Origin of the sequence: Vibrio sp. Vb2960 (assembly GCF_033337665.1) — a bacterium.
In the GTDB taxonomy this organism is placed as follows: domain Bacteria; phylum Pseudomonadota; class Gammaproteobacteria; order Enterobacterales; family Vibrionaceae; genus Vibrio; species Vibrio alginolyticus.
The window spans coordinates 71,975-92,170 of record NZ_JAWORD010000003.1 but is presented as its reverse complement, the minus strand read 5'-3'; the positions used below and the strand labels follow the sequence as shown (position 1 = coordinate 92,170).

General features: G+C 43.4%; 24 protein-coding genes. 13 read left to right on the top strand and 11 right to left on the bottom strand.

Annotation, left to right across the window (positions count from 1 at the left end):
• Positions 1-325 precede the first annotated feature (325 nt).
• Complete coding sequence (ppiC, locus tag R7O03_RS03755; RefSeq protein ID WP_081007916.1) at positions 326-667, bottom strand: peptidylprolyl isomerase PpiC; 342 nt, start codon at positions 665-667, stop codon at positions 326-328.
• Between the two features lie 214 nt (positions 668-881).
• Between ppiC and R7O03_RS03750 the strand changes: the two genes are divergently transcribed.
• On the top strand, positions 882-1,796 hold the full coding sequence (locus tag R7O03_RS03750; RefSeq protein ID WP_005385059.1) for a chemotaxis protein: 915 nt from the start codon (positions 882-884) through the stop codon (positions 1,794-1,796).
• An 80-nt stretch (positions 1,797-1,876) separates the two neighbouring features.
• On the opposite strand, the gene R7O03_RS03745 is transcribed toward R7O03_RS03750, so the two are convergent.
• From R7O03_RS03745 to hutW, 4 genes are all read right to left on the bottom strand, one after another.
• The gene (locus R7O03_RS03745) at positions 1,877-2,413 is read right to left on the bottom strand and encodes an ATP:cob(I)alamin adenosyltransferase (RefSeq protein WP_005375333.1); all 537 of its coding nucleotides are present in this window, start codon (positions 2,411-2,413) and stop codon (positions 1,877-1,879) included.
• 97 nt (positions 2,414-2,510) lie between these two features.
• Complete coding sequence (gene hutZ / locus R7O03_RS03740) at positions 2,511-3,041, bottom strand: heme utilization protein HutZ (protein WP_017635270.1); 531 nt, start codon at positions 3,039-3,041, stop codon at positions 2,511-2,513.
• Positions 3,042-3,097: 56 nt separating this feature from the next.
• Positions 3,098-3,601 (bottom strand): heme utilization cystosolic carrier protein HutX, encoded by a 504-nt coding sequence (hutX, locus tag R7O03_RS03735; protein ID WP_064369119.1) that lies wholly within the window; start codon positions 3,599-3,601, stop codon positions 3,098-3,100.
• Positions 3,602-3,633: 32 nt separating this feature from the next.
• Entirely contained in the window at positions 3,634-5,004 is a 1,371-nt protein-coding gene (gene hutW, locus R7O03_RS03730; protein WP_258616398.1) for a heme anaerobic degradation radical SAM methyltransferase ChuW/HutW, read from the bottom strand.
• A 160-nt stretch (positions 5,005-5,164) separates the two neighbouring features.
• On the opposite strand from hutW, the gene R7O03_RS03725 reads away from it, so the two are divergent.
• The 6 genes from R7O03_RS03725 to R7O03_RS03700 are packed head-to-tail and all read left to right on the top strand — an operon-like array spanning position 5,165 to position 9,746.
• Positions 5,165-5,911: an energy transducer TonB gene (locus R7O03_RS03725; RefSeq protein WP_064354554.1), complete on the top strand. Its 747-nt coding sequence runs from the start codon at positions 5,165-5,167 to the stop codon at positions 5,909-5,911.
• Positions 5,911-6,609, top strand: a complete 699-nt coding sequence (locus R7O03_RS03720; RefSeq protein ID WP_005375324.1) for a MotA/TolQ/ExbB proton channel family protein — start codon at positions 5,911-5,913, stop codon at positions 6,607-6,609. The genes R7O03_RS03725 and R7O03_RS03720 overlap by 1 nt, the downstream gene beginning before the upstream one ends.
• Positions 6,606-7,019, top strand: coding sequence for an ExbD/TolR family protein (locus R7O03_RS03715; RefSeq protein ID WP_005375322.1), 414 nt, complete (start codon positions 6,606-6,608; stop codon positions 7,017-7,019). The genes R7O03_RS03720 and R7O03_RS03715 overlap by 4 nt, the downstream gene beginning before the upstream one ends.
• 28 nt (positions 7,020-7,047) lie before the next feature.
• Positions 7,048-7,917: a heme/hemin ABC transporter substrate-binding protein gene (locus R7O03_RS03710; protein ID WP_005375320.1), complete on the top strand. Its 870-nt coding sequence runs from the start codon at positions 7,048-7,050 to the stop codon at positions 7,915-7,917.
• Between the two features lie 9 nt (positions 7,918-7,926).
• Entirely contained in the window at positions 7,927-8,964 is a 1,038-nt protein-coding gene (locus tag R7O03_RS03705) for a FecCD family ABC transporter permease (protein WP_132936318.1), read from the top strand.
• Positions 8,964-9,746 (top strand): heme ABC transporter ATP-binding protein, encoded by a 783-nt coding sequence (locus tag R7O03_RS03700; protein ID WP_005385036.1) that lies wholly within the window; start codon positions 8,964-8,966, stop codon positions 9,744-9,746. Before R7O03_RS03705 ends, R7O03_RS03700 begins: the two co-directional genes overlap by 1 nt.
• Before the next feature lie 112 nt (positions 9,747-9,858).
• Here R7O03_RS03700 and R7O03_RS03695 read toward each other — a convergent pair whose 3' ends face one another.
• Positions 9,859-10,320 carry a TetR/AcrR family transcriptional regulator gene (locus tag R7O03_RS03695; RefSeq protein WP_222711947.1) on the bottom strand — a complete coding sequence of 154 codons (462 nt, stop codon included), beginning with the start codon at positions 10,318-10,320 and terminating at the stop codon, positions 9,859-9,861.
• A gap of 607 nt (positions 10,321-10,927) precedes the next feature.
• Here R7O03_RS03695 and R7O03_RS03690 point away from each other — a divergent pair.
• The gene (locus R7O03_RS03690; protein ID WP_005375307.1) at positions 10,928-11,227 is read left to right on the top strand and encodes a YfcZ/YiiS family protein; all 300 of its coding nucleotides are present in this window, start codon (positions 10,928-10,930) and stop codon (positions 11,225-11,227) included.
• 88 nt (positions 11,228-11,315) lie between these two features.
• Here the strand turns inward: R7O03_RS03690 and R7O03_RS03685 are convergent, their stop codons facing one another.
• Complete coding sequence (locus tag R7O03_RS03685) at positions 11,316-11,588, bottom strand: YnjH family protein (RefSeq protein ID WP_005375306.1); 273 nt, start codon at positions 11,586-11,588, stop codon at positions 11,316-11,318.
• Positions 11,589-11,906: 318 nt separating this feature from the next.
• Between R7O03_RS03685 and R7O03_RS03680 the strand changes: the two genes are divergently transcribed.
• Positions 11,907-12,506 (top strand): hypothetical protein, encoded by a 600-nt coding sequence (locus tag R7O03_RS03680; RefSeq protein WP_005375305.1) that lies wholly within the window; start codon positions 11,907-11,909, stop codon positions 12,504-12,506.
• Positions 12,507-12,579: 73 nt separating this feature from the next.
• Here the strand turns inward: R7O03_RS03680 and R7O03_RS03675 are convergent, their stop codons facing one another.
• Entirely contained in the window at positions 12,580-13,689 is a 1,110-nt protein-coding gene (locus tag R7O03_RS03675; RefSeq protein WP_005385027.1) for a 1-acyl-sn-glycerol-3-phosphate acyltransferase, read from the bottom strand.
• Between the two features lie 191 nt (positions 13,690-13,880).
• On the opposite strand from R7O03_RS03675, the gene R7O03_RS03670 reads away from it, so the two are divergent.
• Positions 13,881-14,489, top strand: a complete 609-nt coding sequence (locus R7O03_RS03670; RefSeq protein WP_213866217.1) for an AraC family transcriptional regulator — start codon at positions 13,881-13,883, stop codon at positions 14,487-14,489.
• Between the two features lie 127 nt (positions 14,490-14,616).
• Here R7O03_RS03670 and R7O03_RS03665 read toward each other — a convergent pair whose 3' ends face one another.
• Both R7O03_RS03665 and R7O03_RS03660 read right to left on the bottom strand, forming a co-directional pair.
• Positions 14,617-15,099 carry a hypothetical protein gene (locus tag R7O03_RS03665; RefSeq protein WP_017635276.1) on the bottom strand — a complete coding sequence of 161 codons (483 nt, stop codon included), beginning with the start codon at positions 15,097-15,099 and terminating at the stop codon, positions 14,617-14,619.
• 14 nt (positions 15,100-15,113) lie between these two features.
• The gene (locus R7O03_RS03660) at positions 15,114-15,647 is read right to left on the bottom strand and encodes a nicotinate-nicotinamide nucleotide adenylyltransferase (protein WP_005375300.1); all 534 of its coding nucleotides are present in this window, start codon (positions 15,645-15,647) and stop codon (positions 15,114-15,116) included.
• 178 nt (positions 15,648-15,825) lie between these two features.
• Between R7O03_RS03660 and nadE the strand changes: the two genes are divergently transcribed.
• Positions 15,826-16,656, top strand: coding sequence for an ammonia-dependent NAD(+) synthetase (nadE, locus tag R7O03_RS03655; protein ID WP_053350088.1), 831 nt, complete (start codon positions 15,826-15,828; stop codon positions 16,654-16,656).
• 100 nt (positions 16,657-16,756) lie between these two features.
• Here nadE and R7O03_RS03650 read toward each other — a convergent pair whose 3' ends face one another.
• Complete coding sequence (locus R7O03_RS03650) at positions 16,757-18,574, bottom strand: hybrid-cluster NAD(P)-dependent oxidoreductase (RefSeq protein WP_318131505.1); 1,818 nt, start codon at positions 18,572-18,574, stop codon at positions 16,757-16,759.
• A gap of 267 nt (positions 18,575-18,841) precedes the next feature.
• Here R7O03_RS03650 and R7O03_RS03645 point away from each other — a divergent pair, with 267 nt between their 5' ends.
• Both R7O03_RS03645 and pyrC read left to right on the top strand, forming a co-directional pair.
• Positions 18,842-19,006 carry a YqaE/Pmp3 family membrane protein gene (locus R7O03_RS03645; RefSeq protein WP_005375297.1) on the top strand — a complete coding sequence of 55 codons (165 nt, stop codon included), beginning with the start codon at positions 18,842-18,844 and terminating at the stop codon, positions 19,004-19,006.
• A 155-nt stretch (positions 19,007-19,161) separates the two neighbouring features.
• Positions 19,162-20,190, top strand: a complete 1,029-nt coding sequence (gene pyrC, locus R7O03_RS03640) for a dihydroorotase (protein ID WP_154203975.1) — start codon at positions 19,162-19,164, stop codon at positions 20,188-20,190.
• The last annotated feature ends 6 nt before the right edge of the window (positions 20,191-20,196 follow it).

The window sequence follows — 20,196 nt, the reverse complement described above, 5'->3', positions numbered from 1 at the left end:
TTAATTTTTATAAGGTCGCTATCATATGCGAATGGCGTCCGAACATGAACCAAAGTTCGCCAGCAAGGAATAGCATTGATAATTGATACAACCAGCAAACGTATTCTCATACCAAAGCTTGAAATAGGATAACGACTTATGAGAAAAGCCAAATTAACTGCATATAAATGAGTTTCTAGTTTGGAAAGATTGGCGTTTGGTGGAGCATGGCAGATCAGAATGTATCTGCCATGTCATAACGGTAGTGATTGGTGAAAAGAGACCGTACAGATGATATTTAATGCTTGTGGGTTTCATCTGACAATGTTTAGGTCGATACCAAGCCTTATGTTCTGTAAAGCACCTTCACAACATGCCAACCGAACTTGGTTTTAACTAAATGCGGCGTTAACACTTCGCCAGAAAAGCACACTTTGTCGAATTGAGGTACCATTTGACCACGGCGGAATTCACCAAGGTCACCACCGCGTTTGCCTGACGGGCAAGTTGAATACTTCTTCGCTAATGTCTGAAACTTTGCGCCTTTTTTCAGTTGCTTGATTATGTCTTCCGCTTGCTCTTTGTGCTTCACAAGAATATGTAATGCGGCTGCTGTATTTGCCATTGTTCTATCTCTCACTATTCTGGTCGCGCAAGTGTACCCAATCCTTTTTAACAGACCAAACATTTCTTAATAATAGCTCAGCTGTAAAGGCCCAAATACACGAGGAATATAAAATCGTCTACATAATGAGTTTAAAATACAAACAAGTTTTGCTCAGTTAATCACTATTCTCTAAAAGATTGTCTAAAAAGCTCACATTTGTCTCTCCGATGGTTGAAGCCTTCGTCTGATAAGATTAGATTAGACACAATTCGGTGGTATTTATAAGGTTATTTTCATGGCAAAAGTCGTTAGCAAAGCGAATCAATCTCAGGGCATGTTGATGTTTAAGCTCACCCTGCAACAGAGTTTCGCTATCGGTACGCTAAAAGTCCGTGAAATCGTCCCGTACATGCCAACGACAAAGATCCCTTACTCGCATCATCACGTCATTGGAACCGTTACGATACGGAACTTAACAGTACCAGTGATCGATATGTCAGCGGCTGTTGGCTTTCGTCCTATAAGTGAAGAAGAATATAAAAGCTGCTACTTGATCGTGACAGATTGCTTGCGAACCGTGGTTGCTTTTATGGTTCGTAGTATAGAGAAGATCATTGAGTGCGATTGGAAAGCTATTGAAACGCCACCTCCGAGCGCTGGAAAAAATATTTTCGTGACTGGAATTACTCGCTACGAGGATAAAACGGTTCAAATGCTGGATGTGGAACTGCTACTTTCCAAAATTTATCCGCAGTACGAGAATTCAAAGATCCCAATGCTGACAGATATTGAGCGAGAACGCCTAAAAGCACTCAGTATTCTATTGGTGGATGACTCTTCCATCGCTCGTAAACAGCTATGTGACGCACTCGATAGCATCAATATTGGGTATCAAATCTGTAAAAATGGTTTAGATGCATTGGAACTGATGAAAAGTGACGCTGCGGCTCATCGCCCAATTGATATTCTGGTCAGCGATATTGAAATGCCCGGATTAGACGGTTATGAGTTAGCATTTGAAGTTCAGAATAATTCCTCTCTGAACCATTCATACCGCATTTTACACACATCGTTATCGAGCGAAATCTGTGTAGACAGAGCTCACCAAGTTGGCGCGCATGAGGCACTTGAGAAATTCAATGCAGGAGAACTAATCGAAGCGATGCTTCGCGGAGCAAAAGAGCTAGAAGCCAAAGCTATGACTTCTTAACTCTTATTGGACGACTTGATTTGAGAATATAATGCAGTGCTTGTCCTATCCCTGATGCTCACATCCGCTAATTTCTCAGCTCACTTCTTTGGCATCGCGTAACTACGAGAAACGAATTCCGTCTCTTTGACTTGGTGAGCATGATTAATATAAGAAGCTAGGCTGTAAAGTACATTCGCTAATAAGTTCGCGTAACGAAACAAAATAGGTGCGGGCTGCTTCTTACCTGTATGTTCAACGGCAACTAATGCTCGTACCGTTTTTTTAGCTTGGCAACGGCACAAATGCAATTGACTGGCTGCCGGATGCCCTCCGGGTAGAACAAAGCCTTTGAAGCCGCCATCAATACGTTGCTTGAGCAAAGCATAATCGGCCTTTAACTCTTCAACTTCCGTCTCTGTAATCGCTAATTTTCCGCGAACCGAACCATTTAGATGATAAACATTAGGCTGCATTCTTGTCAGTATATCGCGGCTAAACTCGTCCAACTCCATAGCGAGAACAAGGCCAATACGACTACAAAGTTCATCTGCTGTAATTTCAAAGTCACAAACCGGACTGTCCTCGTAAATAAACGGATAGCAAATCTCGCTCAATTCCTTGCTTACAGGTTTCATGCTTTTGTTCCAATATAAAAAAGGGAGTCAGTATAACCTAACTCCCTTTAAACGTTCATTATGCCAAATGATCGACATTCATATGATCGGTTTACAATCAGGCACTTTCGACTTTCTTGTGACCTTCTTGAAGGTGAACAAAATCTACTAAATCATCACCAGACACTTGATACGCCTGACCAAAACCTTTAACAAATAGCCCCGATTCTGGCTTTAAGTTGAACAAAACGAAATCCTCTAGCTGACTTAGACCATCAATAATCTCACCAAAACGCTCTTTCATTTGTTCAACAACTTGTTGCCACATCTCTGTGTCTCGCTCAACTACATTTGCTACCGCATCAAAAGTTAAGCGCTTACGAGCAAACAGCTGCTTTGAAGACTCTTCATCTTCGATCATCATCAATGAAACATTTGGATTTTCTAAAAGGTTACGGGCATGACGAGCGATTTTAGAAATGAGAACGAAATAACCTTCCTGGTTTTGGACATAAGGCGCGTAGCTTACATTCGGGCGACCTTCTGCATCGACAGTTGCAAGCTGAAGTGTACGACGCTCCTGACGGAACTCTTTGATCTCTGGCCCTAAACGACCTTGCAAACGCTCTTGTTTAACTTGTTGATCCATATTGATACCTGACTTTACTAATTAGTATTCGAGTTAAGCCTCGATTATGTTTGTGATTACTTTTTTAATTCGGCTTGTAGGGCGCGAAATGCGGTGACTTGCTCTTCAATCAACTCGCGCTTTTCGTTACGGCCTAAATAAATCTTGAAAATATTGCTTCCGCACTCTGAGAAAAAACCAAAATAGTGACTCTCTCTACCCATAAACGGTTTACTGACTAATGCGACATTTTTAACGTTATCTAATTTAAGGTGGCCGTGCAGTTCACCTTCTCTACCCATTAAATTGTAATAGCCACGCGCCACTTTTCCTTTTGGAAACGGCGCTTTAACTTCAAAGATAGAACCAAAAGAGTGGACGATGGTCGTCACCGGGCCAAAACCAACCAAACTTTCTAAGATGCTTTGCGCTTGCTCTCCTGGTGCAATAGCCACCATTTCCTGAGATAGAGCCGCAACAACCTCAAACTCGGAAATGCCAAGACGCTCTGCCATCGCAGCTGGCAATAATTGTGGTTCTTGCTCTAGTAATACTTCAACTTGTTGCTTGATTGATTCCATTGTGTCTTCCGTTTTTGTTCAATTTGTTTTCATTAATTATTGGATGCTTTCGGTACCGTTTCGTTCATCTCTGACGTGAGTACCTGAATACAACTTTGAGCCAATGACACTGCCCAGAAGCTGCCTGCAAGAGTAAGGACTGCGCTACGTTCATGTAGTTGTACTAAGCCTTTCGCTTGCCACACTTTAAATAGAGGCAATAAAAACCCGAACGCGTCCTCTCCCATAAATGATGGAAGTTGATTTGCTTGAACAATGCCACGGTCAAACGCAGATTTGAGTGCAGAAAAAAGTGGTTCTAGAGGGCTTTGCTTCATCATCATCGCGATGGTGCTTTGACCTTCTTTGACCGCTTTAATATAGGTCTCTAGTGTGCGGTGTTGCATCATCCCGTAGCCACCGATATTACCTCCAGCACCACAGCCAATTGGCAATACCTCTGCATAAGTCTTGGCTAAACTATTGTATAAACTACGCTCGCGGTTATCGATTGCCCAATGGTTCACGCTAAGTTGCTTCATATGGTGTTTGGCCATAAAGTTCACACCGAGCTCGTACATTCCCGCTTTTTCTGGTGTGGTCGCAGGTGGCGGGATTTTTCCCTTTTCTACGAGGTTGAGCATGGGAGCTGACCCACCAACCACTAACTGATACAAATCCAGTCCGTGTGCGCCAGTCGAGAGGAAATCATTTAAATCTTGCTCTAACACTTCTTTGGTTTGATAAGGTAAGCCATAGAGTAAATCGATAATGACCGGAATTTTGTCTTCTTTGGCGATCTCGCTCACTCGTTTGAGGACATCTTCCCTATCATCTAAACGTTTTGCGCTACGGCGCACTTGTGTATTAAAACTTTGCACACCAAAAGAGAAACGATTAAAACCCCCCTCTAAAGCGCCTTGATACAACTCATCAGAAAAACGATTGATGCGACCTTCTAAGGTGATTTCGCAGTCTACAGCCAAAGGAAAGTGGTCTCGGATAGCCTGGCCTAACACACGAACCTGTACTGGAGATAAATCCGTTGGCGTTCCGCCCCCGATATATACGGCGTGAAAAATACCATTTTGTGTCCAAGGTAATGCCGCTTTCTCTCTAAGCTCCTGCATTAATGCTTCAAAGTACTCATCAACCAGTGTGCGACTTGCAGCATTTTGAAAGAAGTTACAAAAAGTGCAACGAACGCGACAAAACGGAACATGAATATAAAGACAGCGCTTATTGGTCGCTTTAATTGAGTTAGCCGTAATACTCGAAAAAATTGCCTGTTGTTGAGACGAGGGCACAGGTACGCTCGCTCCCCCGGCATGTGCAGAATGCTTCTTAACAAAAGCAAATCGCAATGGATCAGGACTATCACTGCCCAACACTGATTCATCAAGCTTATCGATATCGACGCTCATATATACTCGCTTAACTCCCATCATGTAAGGGATGGAAGCTGATCTTGAAAATTCTGCAAGAATCATAATTTGAGCGTAATGATAATGCAATTGATAATTGATCTTATTTCCATTGTAAGTAATAATCTGCCCAAGTTTTCATAGTTTCCCGAGATATTCCGTGAACGTACAAAGATATGTCATTGCAGGAGGTGCTTCCCTTGCCATCCATGCCGCACTTCTTTTTGTTTCTCAAGAGACAAAGGTGTTCGCGATGCCGGCTGGAAACCCAGCAAGTTCGGTAAGTCTAAATCTTGTGTCTGCTCCTCCAGCTGTCGAAAAATCTACACCAGAAAATGTAGCACCACCAAAAGAGCAGCAGCCTCAAGACCAACCTGAACCAGAAAAGAAGATTGTAAAAAAACAGGTCGTCAAGAAAGACGCTGTTAAGAAGAAGGTAGTAGAGAAAAAACCTGAACCGGTTAAACAATCTAAACCTAAAGCGGTCGAGCCCACCAAAACCGTAACAAAGCAAAAGGTTCAGCCCGAAGCGAAACCAAAGAAAAAAACGGAACCAGTGAAGAAAGAGACGGTAGCTCAACAATCCGCACCTGCGAGCCAATCCAAAGGGGCAACGTCTCAGCCTGTCTTGGTAGACAAACCAACGTTTGTGAGTCAACCAACACAACCCCGTTACCCAAGGTCTGCACAAAGACGCGGTATTGAAGGTGTAGCCTTGTATGAGATATGGCTAGATGAGAATGGTAACCAGATTAAACAGGTTTTGATTGAGTCTTCCGGCACAGAGTCGCTAGATGCCTCAGCACTTCGTGCGATCAAACAGTGGCAATTTACACCACATATTTCAGGTGGGCTAAAAGTCGCTCACCGAGTACAAGTACCTGTTCGTTTTAAGTTGGATGGATAATGGAACAACTACAAGAATTACAAACTCAATTTGGGCTGATGACATGGCCTTTGATCATTTGCTCAGCTCTAACCGTGATGATCATCGCCGAGCGATTATTCCATGTGTTAATTAGCCTTGGTGTAGGAAAGCGAGCCATTCGCCAAAAGCTCACAGGATTAGACCCAACAAATGGGAGCGAACTTGAAGCACTTGCTGAAGAGTTGTCGAATAAGCGGCCGCTTCTGTACCGTGGTGTTGCGATGTTGCTTGCTCATCATTCTTTCTCTAAATCTTTAAGAGAGGATGCCGCAGGTATTTGGCTGCAAGAAAAACGCCATCAGCTGCATTCCGGCCTTCGTTTGCTGACGCTGATTGGCGTCATCAGCCCTTTAATTGGCTTGCTTGGTACGGTACTTGGCTTAATTGACATGTTTAAAGGCATCGCGGTTTCAACGGGGAATATCACTCCGAATGATTTGGCTGACGGCCTAGGTCTTGCTATGCGCACCACTGCCGCGGGTCTCATTATCGCACTTCCTGCCATTTCAGGAGCGCAGATCATTGGTTTGTGGGCGGATCGTGTAATCGCCAAGCTTGAGCACACTTTAAACTACGTCAACTTATGGCTTGAAGGTATCTCGCTACAGCATGTCTCGCCAGACCACTCAAAAGTAACACTGCGCTCTTCTGAGAAGATTGAGGCAGCAACTAAATGATTAAAACACCACAAGAAAATAGTCGTAACGGTTTAACCCCCGATTTAACACCGCTGTTAGACATTATTTTTATCGTCATGGTTTTCCTGATGTTAACCGCAGCGGTCAAACTCGATTCATTAGACGTCAATTTACCGAGCACAGAATCTCAGGCTGTTGCAGATGTCGATAAGCAATCCATCACGGTAAATATTCTTAAAGACGAGCCTTACTGGGCTATTAACGGCAAGACATATATCGATTGGGACAACTTTACCCTCGCGCTGCTAGAAGAGAGTAAGTCAAGCGATAAACCGATTGTAATTGGAGCAGAAAAAACCGCGAATATTCAGTCGCTAGTACAACTTCTCGGCTTTTTACAAGAAAACGGAATTCAAGCAACTCAGTTACTCACTGAAGAGCCATCATAAAAATAAGTAAGATAGAGATCCTTTCAAAATGAAGAACACACGCATCACTATTCATGCTGTTGTCACGGCAGCTATTTCCCTACTTGCGAGTAGTCAACTTTTTGCCAATGAAACGCCATCCTCAGAGCGCGTTGTTAGCGCAGGCAGCGCCGTCACTGAACTCTTGCTTGAACTCGACGCTAAAGATAGCTTGGTTGCTATCGACGTCACCAGTCAATTACCAAAAGGAATGGAACTGCCTAAAGTGGGCTACCATCGTCGTCTTTCAGCGGAGGGGTTGCTCGCCTTACGTCCGACAAAAGTCATTGGTTCTGATGAGATGGGGCCGAAAACAACATTGAGCCAATTGAAATCGGCTGGCGTAGATGTAGAAATCGTTAATACTGATGCAAATGTCGAGGGCCTTTATCAACGTATTGATCAAATTGCGAACCTTATGGATCGCAAAGCTCAAGCTGAAAGCTTAAAGCAAGATGTCCAGGCGCAAGTACAAGCACTCAATGCAAACCAACCTGATCAAGCGAAGAAAAAGAAAGTGCTCTTTCTGCTGATCCATGAAGGGCGGCCTGCAAATGTTGCGGGCTCACAAACGACACCCGATGCAATTATTCAACTCGCCGGCGGACAAAACCCAGCCGCTACACAACTCTCGTCTTACAAGCCTCTATCCACAGAAGCGATGGTAGAGATGCAGCCTGACGTGATTCTTGTTAGTGGTCGCAGCTATGAAACGTTGGGTGGTGCCGATGCAATTTTAAAAGCAATGCCGCTTCTTGCTGCAACACCCGCTGGAAAGAACAAAGACATCATAACGATTGATGGCCATGCTCTGGTAGGTGGTTTGGGCCTTAAAAGCCTTGCAGAAGCTAAACGCTTGAATGCACTGCTTTACCCATAGAGACATGACATGTTGTTAAGACGCATCCCCCTTTCAACGACGTTATCAGTGCTTAGTGGATTTTTAGCATTTATTGCTATCGCCTCTATTACCGTTGGCCCAATGAACATTAGCTTTGCTGACAGTTTGCGTAGCCTAACGGGAGGCAGTTCTGATCTCGCTCCTCACATTCAGTTGGTCATTAACGAAATCCGATTGCCTCGCACCATTTTGTGTATGTTCATCGGCGCCATTTTAGCAATTTGTGGTGTGGTTATGCAGGGCTTGTTCCGTAACCCATTAGCCGAGCCTGGTATCATTGGTGTGTCTGCTGGCGCTGCTCTTGGTGGTGCATTCGCTATTGTTGTATTTGCTGAATTTAGCCAAAACTATCCGCAACTAATGAACTTAGCGGCTCTGCCTCTTTTTGCTTTCATTGGCGGTGCACTAACGACTATTCTCGTTTATAAACTCGGCACAAGTAAGTTTGGTACCTCAGTTACAATTATGTTGTTAGCCGGCGTTGCCATCAGCGCGCTCTCGGGTGCTGCGATTGGCTACATGAACTTTATCGCAGATGATCAGATGCTGCGAGACTTGACGCTTTGGTCGATGGGCTCATTAGCTGGTGCAAATTGGTCAGGGATTGCTCTATCTGCTATAACACTCGTCATCCTATTGCTCTGGTTTCAGAAGAAGTCGATGGCGCTGAATGCTCTGTTGTTAGGGGAATCAGAAGCAAGACACTTAGGAGTTCCGGTTCAAAAACTCAAACGTCAGCTTATTTTACTTTCTGCACTGGGTGTTGGTATTACGGTGAGCATCAGTGGTGCAATTGGCTTTATTGGGCTCGTGATTCCTCACTTAGGGCGCATGCTCGCTGGGCCTGACCATCGAACGCTATTACCAATATCTGCCTTAATGGGAGCACTGCTTCTTACTGCCGCAGATATGTTTGCTCGTGTTGCCGTGGCACCAGCTGAATTACCAGTTGGAATCGTGACCGCATTGATTGGCGCGCCCTTTTTCATCTACTTATTGTTCCAGCAAAAAGGGAAGATTTTGTAATGAACCAGATCGTTTTATCGGGGAAAAACATTTCGATGACGTATGGCAACCGTGTGGTGCTCGATGACATCAACATTGATATCCGAGCTGGTGAAGTGACCGCCCTACTCGGCCCCAATGGCGCAGGTAAAAGTACTTTACTCAAGCTTCTATGCGGTGAGATCTCTTCGAATCATCACATCACCTACTTCGGTAAACAAAAGCATGATTGGGAGCCTGAAAAAAGCGCCAAACATATTGCAATGCTCCCGCAGCACAGCACCTTAACCTTCCCATTTCTAGCCAGAGAAGTAGTAGAGCTGGGGGCAATACCGCTATCACTGTCCAATAAAGAAACCACTAAACTGGCTTTACATTACATGGAACAAACCGACGTATTGCATTTAGCAGAAAGCCTGTACCCGTCTTTATCTGGTGGAGAAAAGCAACGACTGCATCTAGCACGAGTGATGACACAACTACATCAATCTGGCGAAAAACGAATCTTAATGCTTGATGAACCTACCTCAGCGTTGGATCTCGCCCACCAACACAACACGTTAAAGATTGCTCGTGAAACGGCAAAAGCACAAAACGCAGCGGTGGTTGTGGTGTTACATGACTTGAATCTAGCCTCTCAGTACGCAGACCGCCTTGTACTCTTGCATAACGGGAAACTAGTTTGTGATGACACGCCATGGAATGCACTAACGTCAGAGCGCATTGAGCAAGTTTATGGCTATCGATCTATTGTGACAAAACATCCGACGCTAGACTTCCCTCAAGTGCATGCCGCAGCATAAAGCGTATCTCCTCTAAGCCGTCTCTAAAACACTTTGATACGACAAAGGCCCGCAATATGAGAATTGCGGGCCTTTGCTTTGATAGTGGCAGAATTTGGTGCTTTAAAGGCTATTACTTGCTCATTTGGATCAATGATCGACCAATCAACCACTCAAGCTCTTTGTAACCACCCGCACCAAACTGGCTTTCAACCATTTTGTATAAGCGGTCAATACCATTAGCAGCAAATTCTTGCGCATTTTCAGCGGTGACAATGTGATGGAATAGCAGTCGTAAAATCGCGAGAAACTCAGCATCTTCCAGCGCTTTAATCCAACTTTGTGAAAATGCATTTAATCCTTTATCAAACTCTAAGTGTTCAATAAACATTTTAAAGATACGGCCATCCAGTGCGGCGGTGAAGTCCGTTTTCTTAGGGAAGTGATGGCTAATACCGGTACGCGATATACCTGTCTGCTGGCTTAGCGTCGTGTACGACATTTTGTCGTAACCTAATCTGAGTAGCTGATCAATAACGGCATCCATGATCTTTTGGATAGTGATTTCGGTATCTTCTTTACTACGCTTTGGCATATTTTAAGCTCTTCTCTTTGTAAATCCATCTAACTCACTATTAAATGAGGCCAGAATGAAATCATTCTTAGCATTATACCCGGCTCGCCGATGCGGTTCGATTAGCGAAAACCTAGAAATCAGGTTGCTAAGCGCTGCACTTGAAAGCGCTTTGGGTATATGTATTGCGACTATTTAATATCATGTCGAGTTCCAAACCATAACGTCTTTACACTGCGTAATGTGTAATTTTCAGTTATGTTTTTGTCAATACATGCTACTCAAAATAAGGCGAAAAGTTAGTCTCATCAAAACCTTGCGCCAATTATTCATCGAAACTATTCAAAGACCAAGAATGATAATTATTAAAAATAATCAATCAAGAAATAGTCTTATAAATTAACCATTAGTTCAACTGGACTGAGCAAAATCTCGTCACTATGTTCGTTAATTGATTTTAAATGTTGATATATATCACATTAACGTTCTTGATGATTTAGTAATCCAATCTTTAACCCTTACTTAACAAGTGCCTATTCTGTTCCTTTTTTACGCAAAAGTCGTCATTTTTGTAGATACAGATCAAATACCTGATAGAATACCCTTAGTATTTACAAGAGGATTCGTTATGAGTGTCGAATTAGAAAAAAACCAAGTATGTGAGGCCTGCGGCTGTGCTGGCGAGATTGGCTTTATCATCAAAGAAGGTGACGAAGTTGCCGACGTAACGGTTTTCGCACAGACAAAAACAGAGCTAGAGTCTGAACTACAAAAATACATCGAGCTCGCTAAATCAGTATGTGCTGATGTTGAATACAATGTTTCAGAAATAACCGAAGAATCGAACCAAGCGACGGCTCGATTCAAATTTGAAGTAAGTGCTGAAAAACTTATCTTTGAATTAAAAACTCGCTCACTCGCGCGTTAATGAAAAAAGCGAGCATGATGCTCGCTTTTTATTTTTCCAATCTCTTAATCTTAAACCGCTCTAAATGAAACAGACAACTTCGGCGCGTTTATTTATCTTTTTTGAACACGACCCACTTTAACGAGCCATTGGTTTCAAAATCGTTCTCAGCGGTACACATCAGTAATACGCCTTCAACATTAATCACGGCCCCTGTGGTGTAGGCTTTATCATCGTAGTAACAGATACGCTGACCTACCTTACCGTCAGCAACTATTAGCGCTTTGTTTTCTGGTGTACTGTATGATTTAGCAAAAACGGAACCCGACAGCAGTACTGCAAAAACACCAGCGGTAAAAATAGATACACTTTTTAACTTCATGAAAATCTCCTCAAACCTCAATAATACTAACAAGGACCCTTGTGAAGTTCTTGGAAGAATCTCATATTATTCAAATATCTACTGATATTTTTCTCACCTCTACACTTGGGTCTGCTTCACATTCAATCATTTAATTTATCTCATTTTAGTAAGCTTGAAGTTACTTAGCTCAGTAAAGAAGCGCACACTTTTAACGTGTATCTCTAATTTGAATATTTAAGTTATGAATCAAAAACTGTGAGCAAAAAATGCATAATAGGTTTATTTAAGTATAAGATAAGCACCTGTTGATCTCGGTATTTAACTAACTCTTTGACTATGCGTTTTGTTTCCCTATGCCTTACTTCAATCCTACTCTGCTCGTCTCCTTTGGCATATGAGCTAGATTACTATTCTAAGTTTGGTCACATCGATAATTACGGCAATCTTGATCTTAGAAACAAGCCTTACACCCAACTACCCTCTGGCCTAGTGGTAAAGGGCAACTTAAACATCTCACAAACCCCTATCAAAACCTTGCCTAAAGGGCTTGATGTTGAAGGCAGTCTGGAAGCAACTAACAGCGCACTCAAAGTTATTCGCTCAGGAACAAAGATAAAAGGCTATGCAAACCTACTAGGTAGTAAGATCGAAAACTGGCCTAAAGGCATCAAACTAGGCGGTTACCTAAATCTGACAGATACACCGCTAAAAGCGCTTCCAGCTAAACTTCGAGTAAAAGGTGATCTAAGTGTTATTCGCACTCCCATTTCTGATCTTCCTGAAGGATTAGTGGTTGATGGTAATCTCTATATTGGAGGATCAGCGCTGAAAGTATTTCCAGACACAATGACGGTGAAAGGGAATATCTATTTAGGTGGTAACAGGATCACAAAATGGCCCAGCAATTTAACCCTTGGTGGTGCCGTCGCACCTTAAAGAGCAGATAAACAAAAGCCCCGGCAGACCGAGGCTTTAAGGCATTCTGAATCAACGAGTTCAGTGACGAAGATTACTCTTGGTTATTCACAGGATTGGCATAGCTCGCCACCAAATAAGGTCTTGCGCCTTCAGGTAGCTGATCCAACTTATCCGCGAGATGACGCTTAACTGCTTCCGTAATGATGCTCGAATCTTCATGCCCAGCAGCTAACAAGTTGATTGGGTACAACTTGTAGTTGTTGTGAATTTGGCGGTCGATTTCACCAGCAAGAGATTCCGGCGTTTCAAACTCTTGCTCAATCACATCACCAAACGCAACATGTACACGGCCTTTATAGCCAACGATACCTTGAATGATGCTTTCGATATCTTCAAATTCGCCTTTTTCATAGCGGCCATTTTCTGCTTTTTCGTACAGCTCTTTTGCTTTGGCAATGTCACATGGATCATTTTCATAGGCAATCGAGACAGGAACGATTTTCAGAGAACGCGTGTACTCACCAAAGCTGATCTTTTGTTTACGACCTTCAACATGGAACATTTTTAAAATCGCAGGATCAGTAAAGTCGTTTCCATCTTTAGCACGGCCTTCCTTTTGGGCAATCCAAATTGAATTGCCAGTATCAAGCGAATGTTTGATATAGCTTGAAAGTTGTCCCAATGCTTTCATCATTTCTCTAGGCGCTTTAGCAGAGCGCTTAACGATGAAGCTCTTATTGAGTCGCATCAATTCTGTCGCACATGGCTTCTTCAGCAGGTTATCGCCAATCGCTATACGAACTGTACGGTGCCCACTTTGGTACAAGCCATAGTTTACGAGCGCAGGGTCCATCGCAATATCACGGTGGTTAGAAACGAATAGGTATGACGTGTTTTTATCCAGCTTATCCAAACCAGAAAAAGTGACGCCATCCGTTGTCTTATTCAATGTATCTTTCAGATACTTCTTCACTTCAATCTGAATTGCTTCGACAGAATCAAGCTTGCTCCACTTAGCTTTCAGGTAGATGCGCAGGATCGGGCTCATTAGCGTTTTGAACCATGCTGCTTTATTAGCAAAGCGATGTTCTAGGATAGCAGTGATAAATTCATCATCTTGAATTAGACGATCCAGCGCTGCTGGAATTTCTTCGTCGTTGTAAGGACGAATTTCAATATAAGGATCGGTATTGGCTGTCATTGTTCATTACATATCAAAAAAAGCTGGCACATTTTACGCATAGTTTTGCTGACAAGCAGCATTTCAACCCATACTTTTAACATGGTCATACCAGTTAAGCCACCATTTATCATGCTAAAAAATTCTCTCAGCAGGTTGGAATCGTATGGGTTTAACGTTACCCTTAGCGCCAAAAAACACTGGTACTCATAATGAACTACGCAATTGAATTTCACGACGCTAAATACCCCTTTCTTGATGTAGCTGCGCGTAAAAAAGCATTGAAGCACAGTCTACTGTCTGTCATCGAAGGGTTAGCCGTCATTAAATTGGGTAAGCAGGAGTATGCCATTGAACCAGGCCAATATTTTTGGATTCCTCAAGGATGTTTGAGCTCCCTCACCTTTTTACCTAATTCTCGTGTATATCGTTGTGATTTTTCTGTGCGTTTAAATGACGACTTCTCACAACAGGCGGGCTTTGTGAAGCCTTCACCGCTACTCAAAGCGCTCGTCGAGAAGCTAGCAACAACTGCCGAACGCTCGGATCTGCAAACCGATCTACTGACAGTAGTAAGACATGAAATATTGACGCTGTCTCCTAAACTAGCGCACTCAACGTTAACGAGAACCATCAATCAATGGACTCCTGGCTGTGACATGAATATTTCTAAAGAGCTTTGCTTGGTACTAACACTACGTGAAGCAAGAAAAATGAAACTGTCGGGGAAGAAGGAAGAGCAAATTGTTGACTCTCTTTTTGCTGGTAACATCGAAGAATATGAACAGCTTTGCTTTTTAGTCTTTGGAGAAGCGCTATAACTTGCTCTTCAACAAGCTACGTGTTCAGCATTACGTAGAATTACGGACACAGAAAGTAGAGATTCAAGTAAAAGCAAAAAGGGCGTACATTGATAATGTACGCCCTTTTTTCATTTGCTTGAGGTGTCTAGAAAGGTACCTCTATCTGCATCATCCAGTCAGCGTCATAATATTCGTGCCAACGATAATCAAACCGCATTCTTGGCTGTCCGTCGGATTTATCACCAAAACCAACGCTGAACATCAACCCGTGACTACGAAGCCACTCTTCTGTATCCATTTTACTCTCTTCGTCTCGAAGCTCTTCCGGCATCCAAAAACCAAGACCAAAGTAATTCTTTTCTAAGTTTTGAGTTAGAAGTGGGGTGTCTTCCGGCTTAATCGCCCACTCCTCCCAATAGTTTTCTGTTGGTCCTTCAAGCTTCGCTTCCGCTGCATACCAAATCAATGCTTCAGTACTTAACACGCCGATGGAATCTAAAATTTCTTCACAGATTGGAAGCGTGTTATCTTCAAACACCACGGAACGATCAGAAAAATAGTTACACGCGGAATGAGCTTGTGTCACCACAAGCAGCGCACATGCACTAAATAAAACGACTCTGACCATGAAAATCTGACCTCTCAGTTCCCAGACAATGTTTCTCTGTATAAGCCTTTACTAAGTAATAAATCACGTACGGAAGGTGTTGTATAGGCGCCGATCTCTTCACCCTCGGCCAATGCTTTGCGAATATCCGTGCTTCTGACTTTTACTTTTTCAGGACATGCCATAACAGTCCAACGTTCCGTAATCTCTTCAGCTCTACTAAATTTAGCAAATTTGAAGAAATTATCAGGACCAATGACAAAAGTTATATCGGCAGTTGGGTAGATTTCTTGAATTTTTTCTAACAACGCATAGGTCGTCACACTTTGTCCAGGTTGGTATAAAGCTTGCTCTGCATCAGAACGCTGAACATTAGAAAGCCCCATATCCTTGATGAACGCATCAACCATTTTGCACCGAGTTGGGTAATCAAGCATGTTCTTGCCCCAAGCGTGTGCAATGCTTGGCTCAAGTAGCACAAGATCAAAGTGGCTCAATGACTCAATAACACTTTTATGCCCTAAACTAGGTGGGTTAAATGCACTACCAAAAATGGCGATTTTTTTCATATCCGGTGATTACCTGGTTGAAGAGAGTTTTCTAATCTGATGATTTCGGTATGATACTACTAATCTTTACAGCTTTTGACCCTAAAGTCGCGTTTAATGAGCCTCAACTGTATGGTTTATCACCATTTGAGCAAATGTGCTTTAGAGTCTGAAATATTTGCAGGAAAAGGAACCCTAAATGGAACAATCCATCCGTGACGAAATGCGCGTACTCCCTTCAATTGATCCGCATTTTGAAATTGAACGCCGTGTCGCTTTTATTAAGCGTAAATTGCAAGAAGCGGGCTGTAAGTCTCTTGTTCTTGGCATCAGCGGTGGCGTTGACTCAACGACATGCGGTCGTTTAGCTCAGTTGGCTGTAGACCAACTGAACGAAGAAGCGGGCAACAACAGCTACCAATTTATCGCAGTTCGCCTGCCTTATGGGGAGCAAAAAGATGAAGATGAGGCTCAGCTCGCTCTGTCTTTTATCCAGCCAACCCATTCTGTATCGGTAAACATCAAAGCAGGTGTTGATGGGCTTCATTCGGCTTCTCACGTTGCATTAGAAGGTACAGGTCTTTTACCAACTGATGCAGCAAAAGTCGACTTCGTAAAAGGCAATGTAAAAGCGCGTGCTCGCATGGTTGCTCAATACGAGATCGCGGGCTACGTAGGCGGCCTTGTTCTTGGTACTGATCACTCAGCAGAAAACATCACTGGTTTCTACACTAAATTTGGTGATGGCGCTTGTGACATGGCACCATTGTTCGGATTAAGTAAGCGCCAAGTTCGTGAAGTGGCTGCTACATTGGGTGCACCTGAGCAACTAGTGAAGAAAGTGCCAACAGCAGACTTAGAAGAGCTTGCTCCACAAAAAGCAGATGAAGATGCCCTAAGCTTAACTTACGAGCAAATCGACGATTTCTTAGAGGGCAAACCCGTTCCACAGCAAGTGAGTGACCGTCTGGTAGCGATTTACAAAGCAACGCAGCACAAACGCCAGCCAATCCCGACGATTTACGACTAAGCGATATTTTCAGCTCTCTTTAAAACTCAAAACGCTGCTAAAAATAGCAGCGTTTTTTTGTCTAGGAACAGTTTTTGTCGAAGGAAAAAGGTGCTCTCGCCTAGTTGGTTACTGTTACGTCCGTCTCTGGCACAGCACAACACGCCAATACGGTTCCCATTGCACGTTCCTCATCAGTCAACGCGGGCACGTCCGGATGATGTACTTGACCCGACGTAAGCTGAACTTTACAGGCACCACATAAGCCTGCACGACAGCTATTGCTGATGACCTTCCCAGCATCTTCGAGCTGATCTAACAACGTTTTTTGGTTGTTGCCTACGAATTTAGTTCCATTAAAGTCAATAGCGAGACTCTTCTCTGGCTTTGACGTAAGAGAAGAAACTCCAAACGCTTCTTGATGGTAGTTTTCCTCTGGCAGCCCTTTTCTTAGCAGGAGATTTTTCGCTTTCTCCATAAAACCATCAGGACCACACACAAACACTTGGCGCTGTTCAACATCTTTGATTTGCTTAATGTGTGACAAACTTAAACGCCCTTTTAACCCAAACCAATCAACGGCAGGCTGCGTTAAACAGACTTTTACTTCTAGCCCTGGGTGCTCACGCTTTAACTGCTCCAACTCTGAGCGACAAGGAATATCATTTTCGGTCCGACATTGATGGTAGAAAACCACGTTCTCCAACTGATTATGATCCGCTAAGTAACGTACCATCGATAGCATTGGTGTTACTCCGCTACCCGCAGAGAGTAACAATAGAGGCTGCGCTTCATGCGTTTTTAGGTGGAACTGGCCGTCAGGTTGTTCTGCCTCTAAAACATCACCGACTTGTAAGTTGTCCAAGAGTGAGTTAGAGACTCTTCCACCCGCGATACGCTTTACAGAAATAGCATAACGACCCGGGCGAGAAGGACTGGATGATAAGGTATAGCGTCGACCCACTTTCTTACCATCAATATTCACCTCTATTGGCAGGTGTTGTCCTGGCAAGTAATTAGGCAACGAACCTTTGTTTGGCTCTAACCATAAGGTCACAAAGTCTTGGGCAATGTCTTCACGCTCAACACATGTAAGCTTCATGCGCACTGGCGAGTTATCTACGTAAAACTCCGGCTCTTTGTACTCCAATACTTCAACTTTATCGCCTTGACGAATAATGCCTTCATTTCGCGCGACAAGATTCTGGCCAAAGAACACACCACCGACATCGTTTGCACGGAACTGTTGCAAGGTTTTGAGCGGCTCTTTGCTCTCACGGAATGTGCCTCTTTGGGTATTCACCGTAGTCAGGATACAGCGCTCGCAAGGTTTGAGAGACTCAAACTCTACCTCACCGATTCGTATGCGCTTCCATGAATCTTCTTCAAATGGTTTAGTATCAGAGACAACTAAGTTAGTACGAAACTGATCCATTGAGTGTAGCTCTGAACTTCTTCGGTTCAGCTCATCAAGTGAAGCTTGGCTGATCACTAAAACCGGATAACCATCAGCAAAACTGACGTTTTGACCTAGCTTTTCACGGACACGATTCGATTGCTCACCACTAAACAACAACTCAACGCGTTGCCCCAACACACGACTAAACCAGTCATCTGCATCATCTGTCGTGGTATAGGCAGTAAATGTATCTTTCCAAACCGTTGCAGGTGTCTCCTGCATTTTGAAATCTTGGTAACGGATTTTAAGTGGCTCCATACCCAAACTACTAAACACCACTCCATCGGACAATAAGGCAGACTTAATGGTTACCATTTGCGGATACTTTCGCGCAGTGATCATCGAGCCATCAGCTTTCGCAATCATAAAGCGACGATCGAAGCTCAATCCTTGCTTCTCAACCCATACGGACGACAGCGATAATCCGCCAACTGACTTAACCGGAAAAACATTAATTTGGGATAAAACGGGTTGCGACATGGCCTTCTTCCTACGGGTGTTTTTTATTTGTTGCGGTATTGTATACTCAAATCACATTAAGTTGCAGAGTCTACTGCCTCTTCATCCATCGCAACTTTCTCGAAACCATATTCTTATAAATTTGGTTTTAGTGACAAGTATTTACTACACTCAATATTCGCGTTTTTTAACACCGTTCTGACCAAATACCGTTTGATAAAGTGTGATACGACACACATAATTCACCCAAGTTATCACTACTCCCATTTATCGATTTGGAGCTTAATTATGGATACAAGAAAACTGGTTCTGATTTTGTTATGTATCTTTCTTCCGCCTGTCGCGGTGTTTATGGAGAAAGGTCTAAATAAAGACTTTTTGATTAATCTAATATTGACGTGTTTCTTCTTTCTACCAGGTACGATCCACGCGCTTTGGTTAACAATGAAGTAACCACTTACACTCTCACTCTTTATAAAATTGAAAAATGGGATGAAATATGAGGGCAATTCCTCTATCATCCTGTCGCCTAAGCGCAAGCGTTTGCTCAAAAGCAAATACGGCGCTTAGGCTCCAATCAGACAACTTTTCAATGGTGGGAGCAATTAATGACAACACTGACTATCACTCGTCCTGACGACTGGCACGTTCACTTACGCGATGGGGAAGTTCTTAAAGACACCGTTCGCGACATCAGCCGCTACAATGGCCGTGCGCTGATTATGCCAAATACCGTCCCACCTGTTACTACAACTGAGCTCGCCCTAGCCTACCGTGACCGAATTCTCAAAGAGCAACATGGCGAACAGTTTAAGCCTTTAATGGCGCTTTACCTTACAGATAACACGACACCAGACGAAATACGTAAGGCTAAAGCAACCGGACACATTGTTGCTGCCAAGCTCTATCCTGCTGGCGCCACAACAAACTCAGATTCCGGTGTGACCAATGCGAAAAACATTTATCACGTTTTAGAAGCAATGGAAGAAGTCGGAATGTTACTTCTAGTTCATGGCGAAGTAACACATCACGATATTGATATCTTCGACCGAGAGAAAGAATTCCTTGATACTGTCCTCGCTCCTATCGTCAATGACTTCCCTAATCTTAAAATCGTTCTAGAACATATCACCACCGCCGACGCAGCAAACTTCGTTAGCAACGCCTCAGACAACGTAGCGGCTACCATCACTGCCCACCACCTTCTTTTCAACCGTAACCACATGCTTGTGGGTGGTATTAAACCTCATTTCTACTGTTTGCCAATTCTTAAGCGCGGAACCCACCAGCAAGCGCTGATCGAAGCAGCAACTAGTGGTAGCAAGAAGTTTTTCCTAGGTACAGACTCAGCGCCACATGCGAAAGGGGCAAAAGAATCGGCTTGCGGTTGTGCTGGTTCTTACACTGCACACGCAGCGCTAGAGCTTTATGCAGAAGTCTTCGAAAAAGAAGGCAAGTTGGAAAACTTGGAAGCTTTCGCAAGCTTCAACGGTCCTGATTTTTACGGCATTGCACGTAACACAGATACGGTAACGTTAGAAAAATCCGCTTGGGATGTGCCAGAAACGATGCCATTTGGCAATGATATCGTTGTGCCTATTCGAGCAAATGAACAGATCGAGTGGAAAGTGAAGTAAGTACTT

Excerpts from the sequence above, each read along its gene's own strand:
- ppiC (WP_081007916.1), bottom strand. The coding sequence starts at position 667 with ATGTTTGGTCTGTTAAAAAGGATTGGGTACACTTGCGCGACCAGAATA.
- R7O03_RS03750 (WP_005385059.1), top strand. The coding sequence starts at position 882 with ATGGCAAAAGTCGTTAGCAAAGCGAATCAATCTCAGGGCATGTTGATG.
- R7O03_RS03745 (WP_005375333.1), bottom strand. The coding sequence starts at position 2,413 with ATGAAACCTGTAAGCAAGGAATTGAGCGAGATTTGCTATCCGTTTATT.
- hutZ (WP_017635270.1), bottom strand. The coding sequence starts at position 3,041 with ATGGATCAACAAGTTAAACAAGAGCGTTTGCAAGGTCGTTTAGGGCCA.
- hutX (WP_064369119.1), bottom strand. The coding sequence starts at position 3,601 with ATGGAATCAATCAAGCAACAAGTTGAAGTATTACTAGAGCAAGAACCA.
- hutW (WP_258616398.1), bottom strand. The coding sequence starts at position 5,004 with ATGAGCGTCGATATCGATAAGCTTGATGAATCAGTGTTGGGCAGTGAT.
- R7O03_RS03720 (WP_005375324.1), top strand. The coding sequence starts at position 5,911 with ATGGAACAACTACAAGAATTACAAACTCAATTTGGGCTGATGACATGG.
- R7O03_RS03715 (WP_005375322.1), top strand. The coding sequence starts at position 6,606 with ATGATTAAAACACCACAAGAAAATAGTCGTAACGGTTTAACCCCCGAT.
- R7O03_RS03710 (WP_005375320.1), top strand. The coding sequence starts at position 7,048 with ATGAAGAACACACGCATCACTATTCATGCTGTTGTCACGGCAGCTATT.
- R7O03_RS03705 (WP_132936318.1), top strand. The coding sequence starts at position 7,927 with ATGTTGTTAAGACGCATCCCCCTTTCAACGACGTTATCAGTGCTTAGT.
- R7O03_RS03700 (WP_005385036.1), top strand. The coding sequence starts at position 8,964 with ATGAACCAGATCGTTTTATCGGGGAAAAACATTTCGATGACGTATGGC.
- R7O03_RS03695 (WP_222711947.1), bottom strand. The coding sequence starts at position 10,320 with ATGCCAAAGCGTAGTAAAGAAGATACCGAAATCACTATCCAAAAGATC.
- R7O03_RS03690 (WP_005375307.1), top strand. The coding sequence starts at position 10,928 with ATGAGTGTCGAATTAGAAAAAAACCAAGTATGTGAGGCCTGCGGCTGT.
- R7O03_RS03685 (WP_005375306.1), bottom strand. The coding sequence starts at position 11,588 with ATGAAGTTAAAAAGTGTATCTATTTTTACCGCTGGTGTTTTTGCAGTA.
- R7O03_RS03680 (WP_005375305.1), top strand. The coding sequence starts at position 11,907 with ATGCGTTTTGTTTCCCTATGCCTTACTTCAATCCTACTCTGCTCGTCT.
- R7O03_RS03675 (WP_005385027.1), bottom strand. The coding sequence starts at position 13,689 with ATGACAGCCAATACCGATCCTTATATTGAAATTCGTCCTTACAACGAC.
- R7O03_RS03670 (WP_213866217.1), top strand. The coding sequence starts at position 13,881 with ATGAACTACGCAATTGAATTTCACGACGCTAAATACCCCTTTCTTGAT.
- R7O03_RS03665 (WP_017635276.1), bottom strand. The coding sequence starts at position 15,099 with ATGGTCAGAGTCGTTTTATTTAGTGCATGTGCGCTGCTTGTGGTGACA.
- R7O03_RS03660 (WP_005375300.1), bottom strand. The coding sequence starts at position 15,647 with ATGAAAAAAATCGCCATTTTTGGTAGTGCATTTAACCCACCTAGTTTA.
- nadE (WP_053350088.1), top strand. The coding sequence starts at position 15,826 with ATGGAACAATCCATCCGTGACGAAATGCGCGTACTCCCTTCAATTGAT.
- R7O03_RS03650 (WP_318131505.1), bottom strand. The coding sequence starts at position 18,574 with ATGTCGCAACCCGTTTTATCCCAAATTAATGTTTTTCCGGTTAAGTCA.
- R7O03_RS03645 (WP_005375297.1), top strand. The coding sequence starts at position 18,842 with ATGGATACAAGAAAACTGGTTCTGATTTTGTTATGTATCTTTCTTCCG.
- pyrC (WP_154203975.1), top strand. The coding sequence starts at position 19,162 with ATGACAACACTGACTATCACTCGTCCTGACGACTGGCACGTTCACTTA.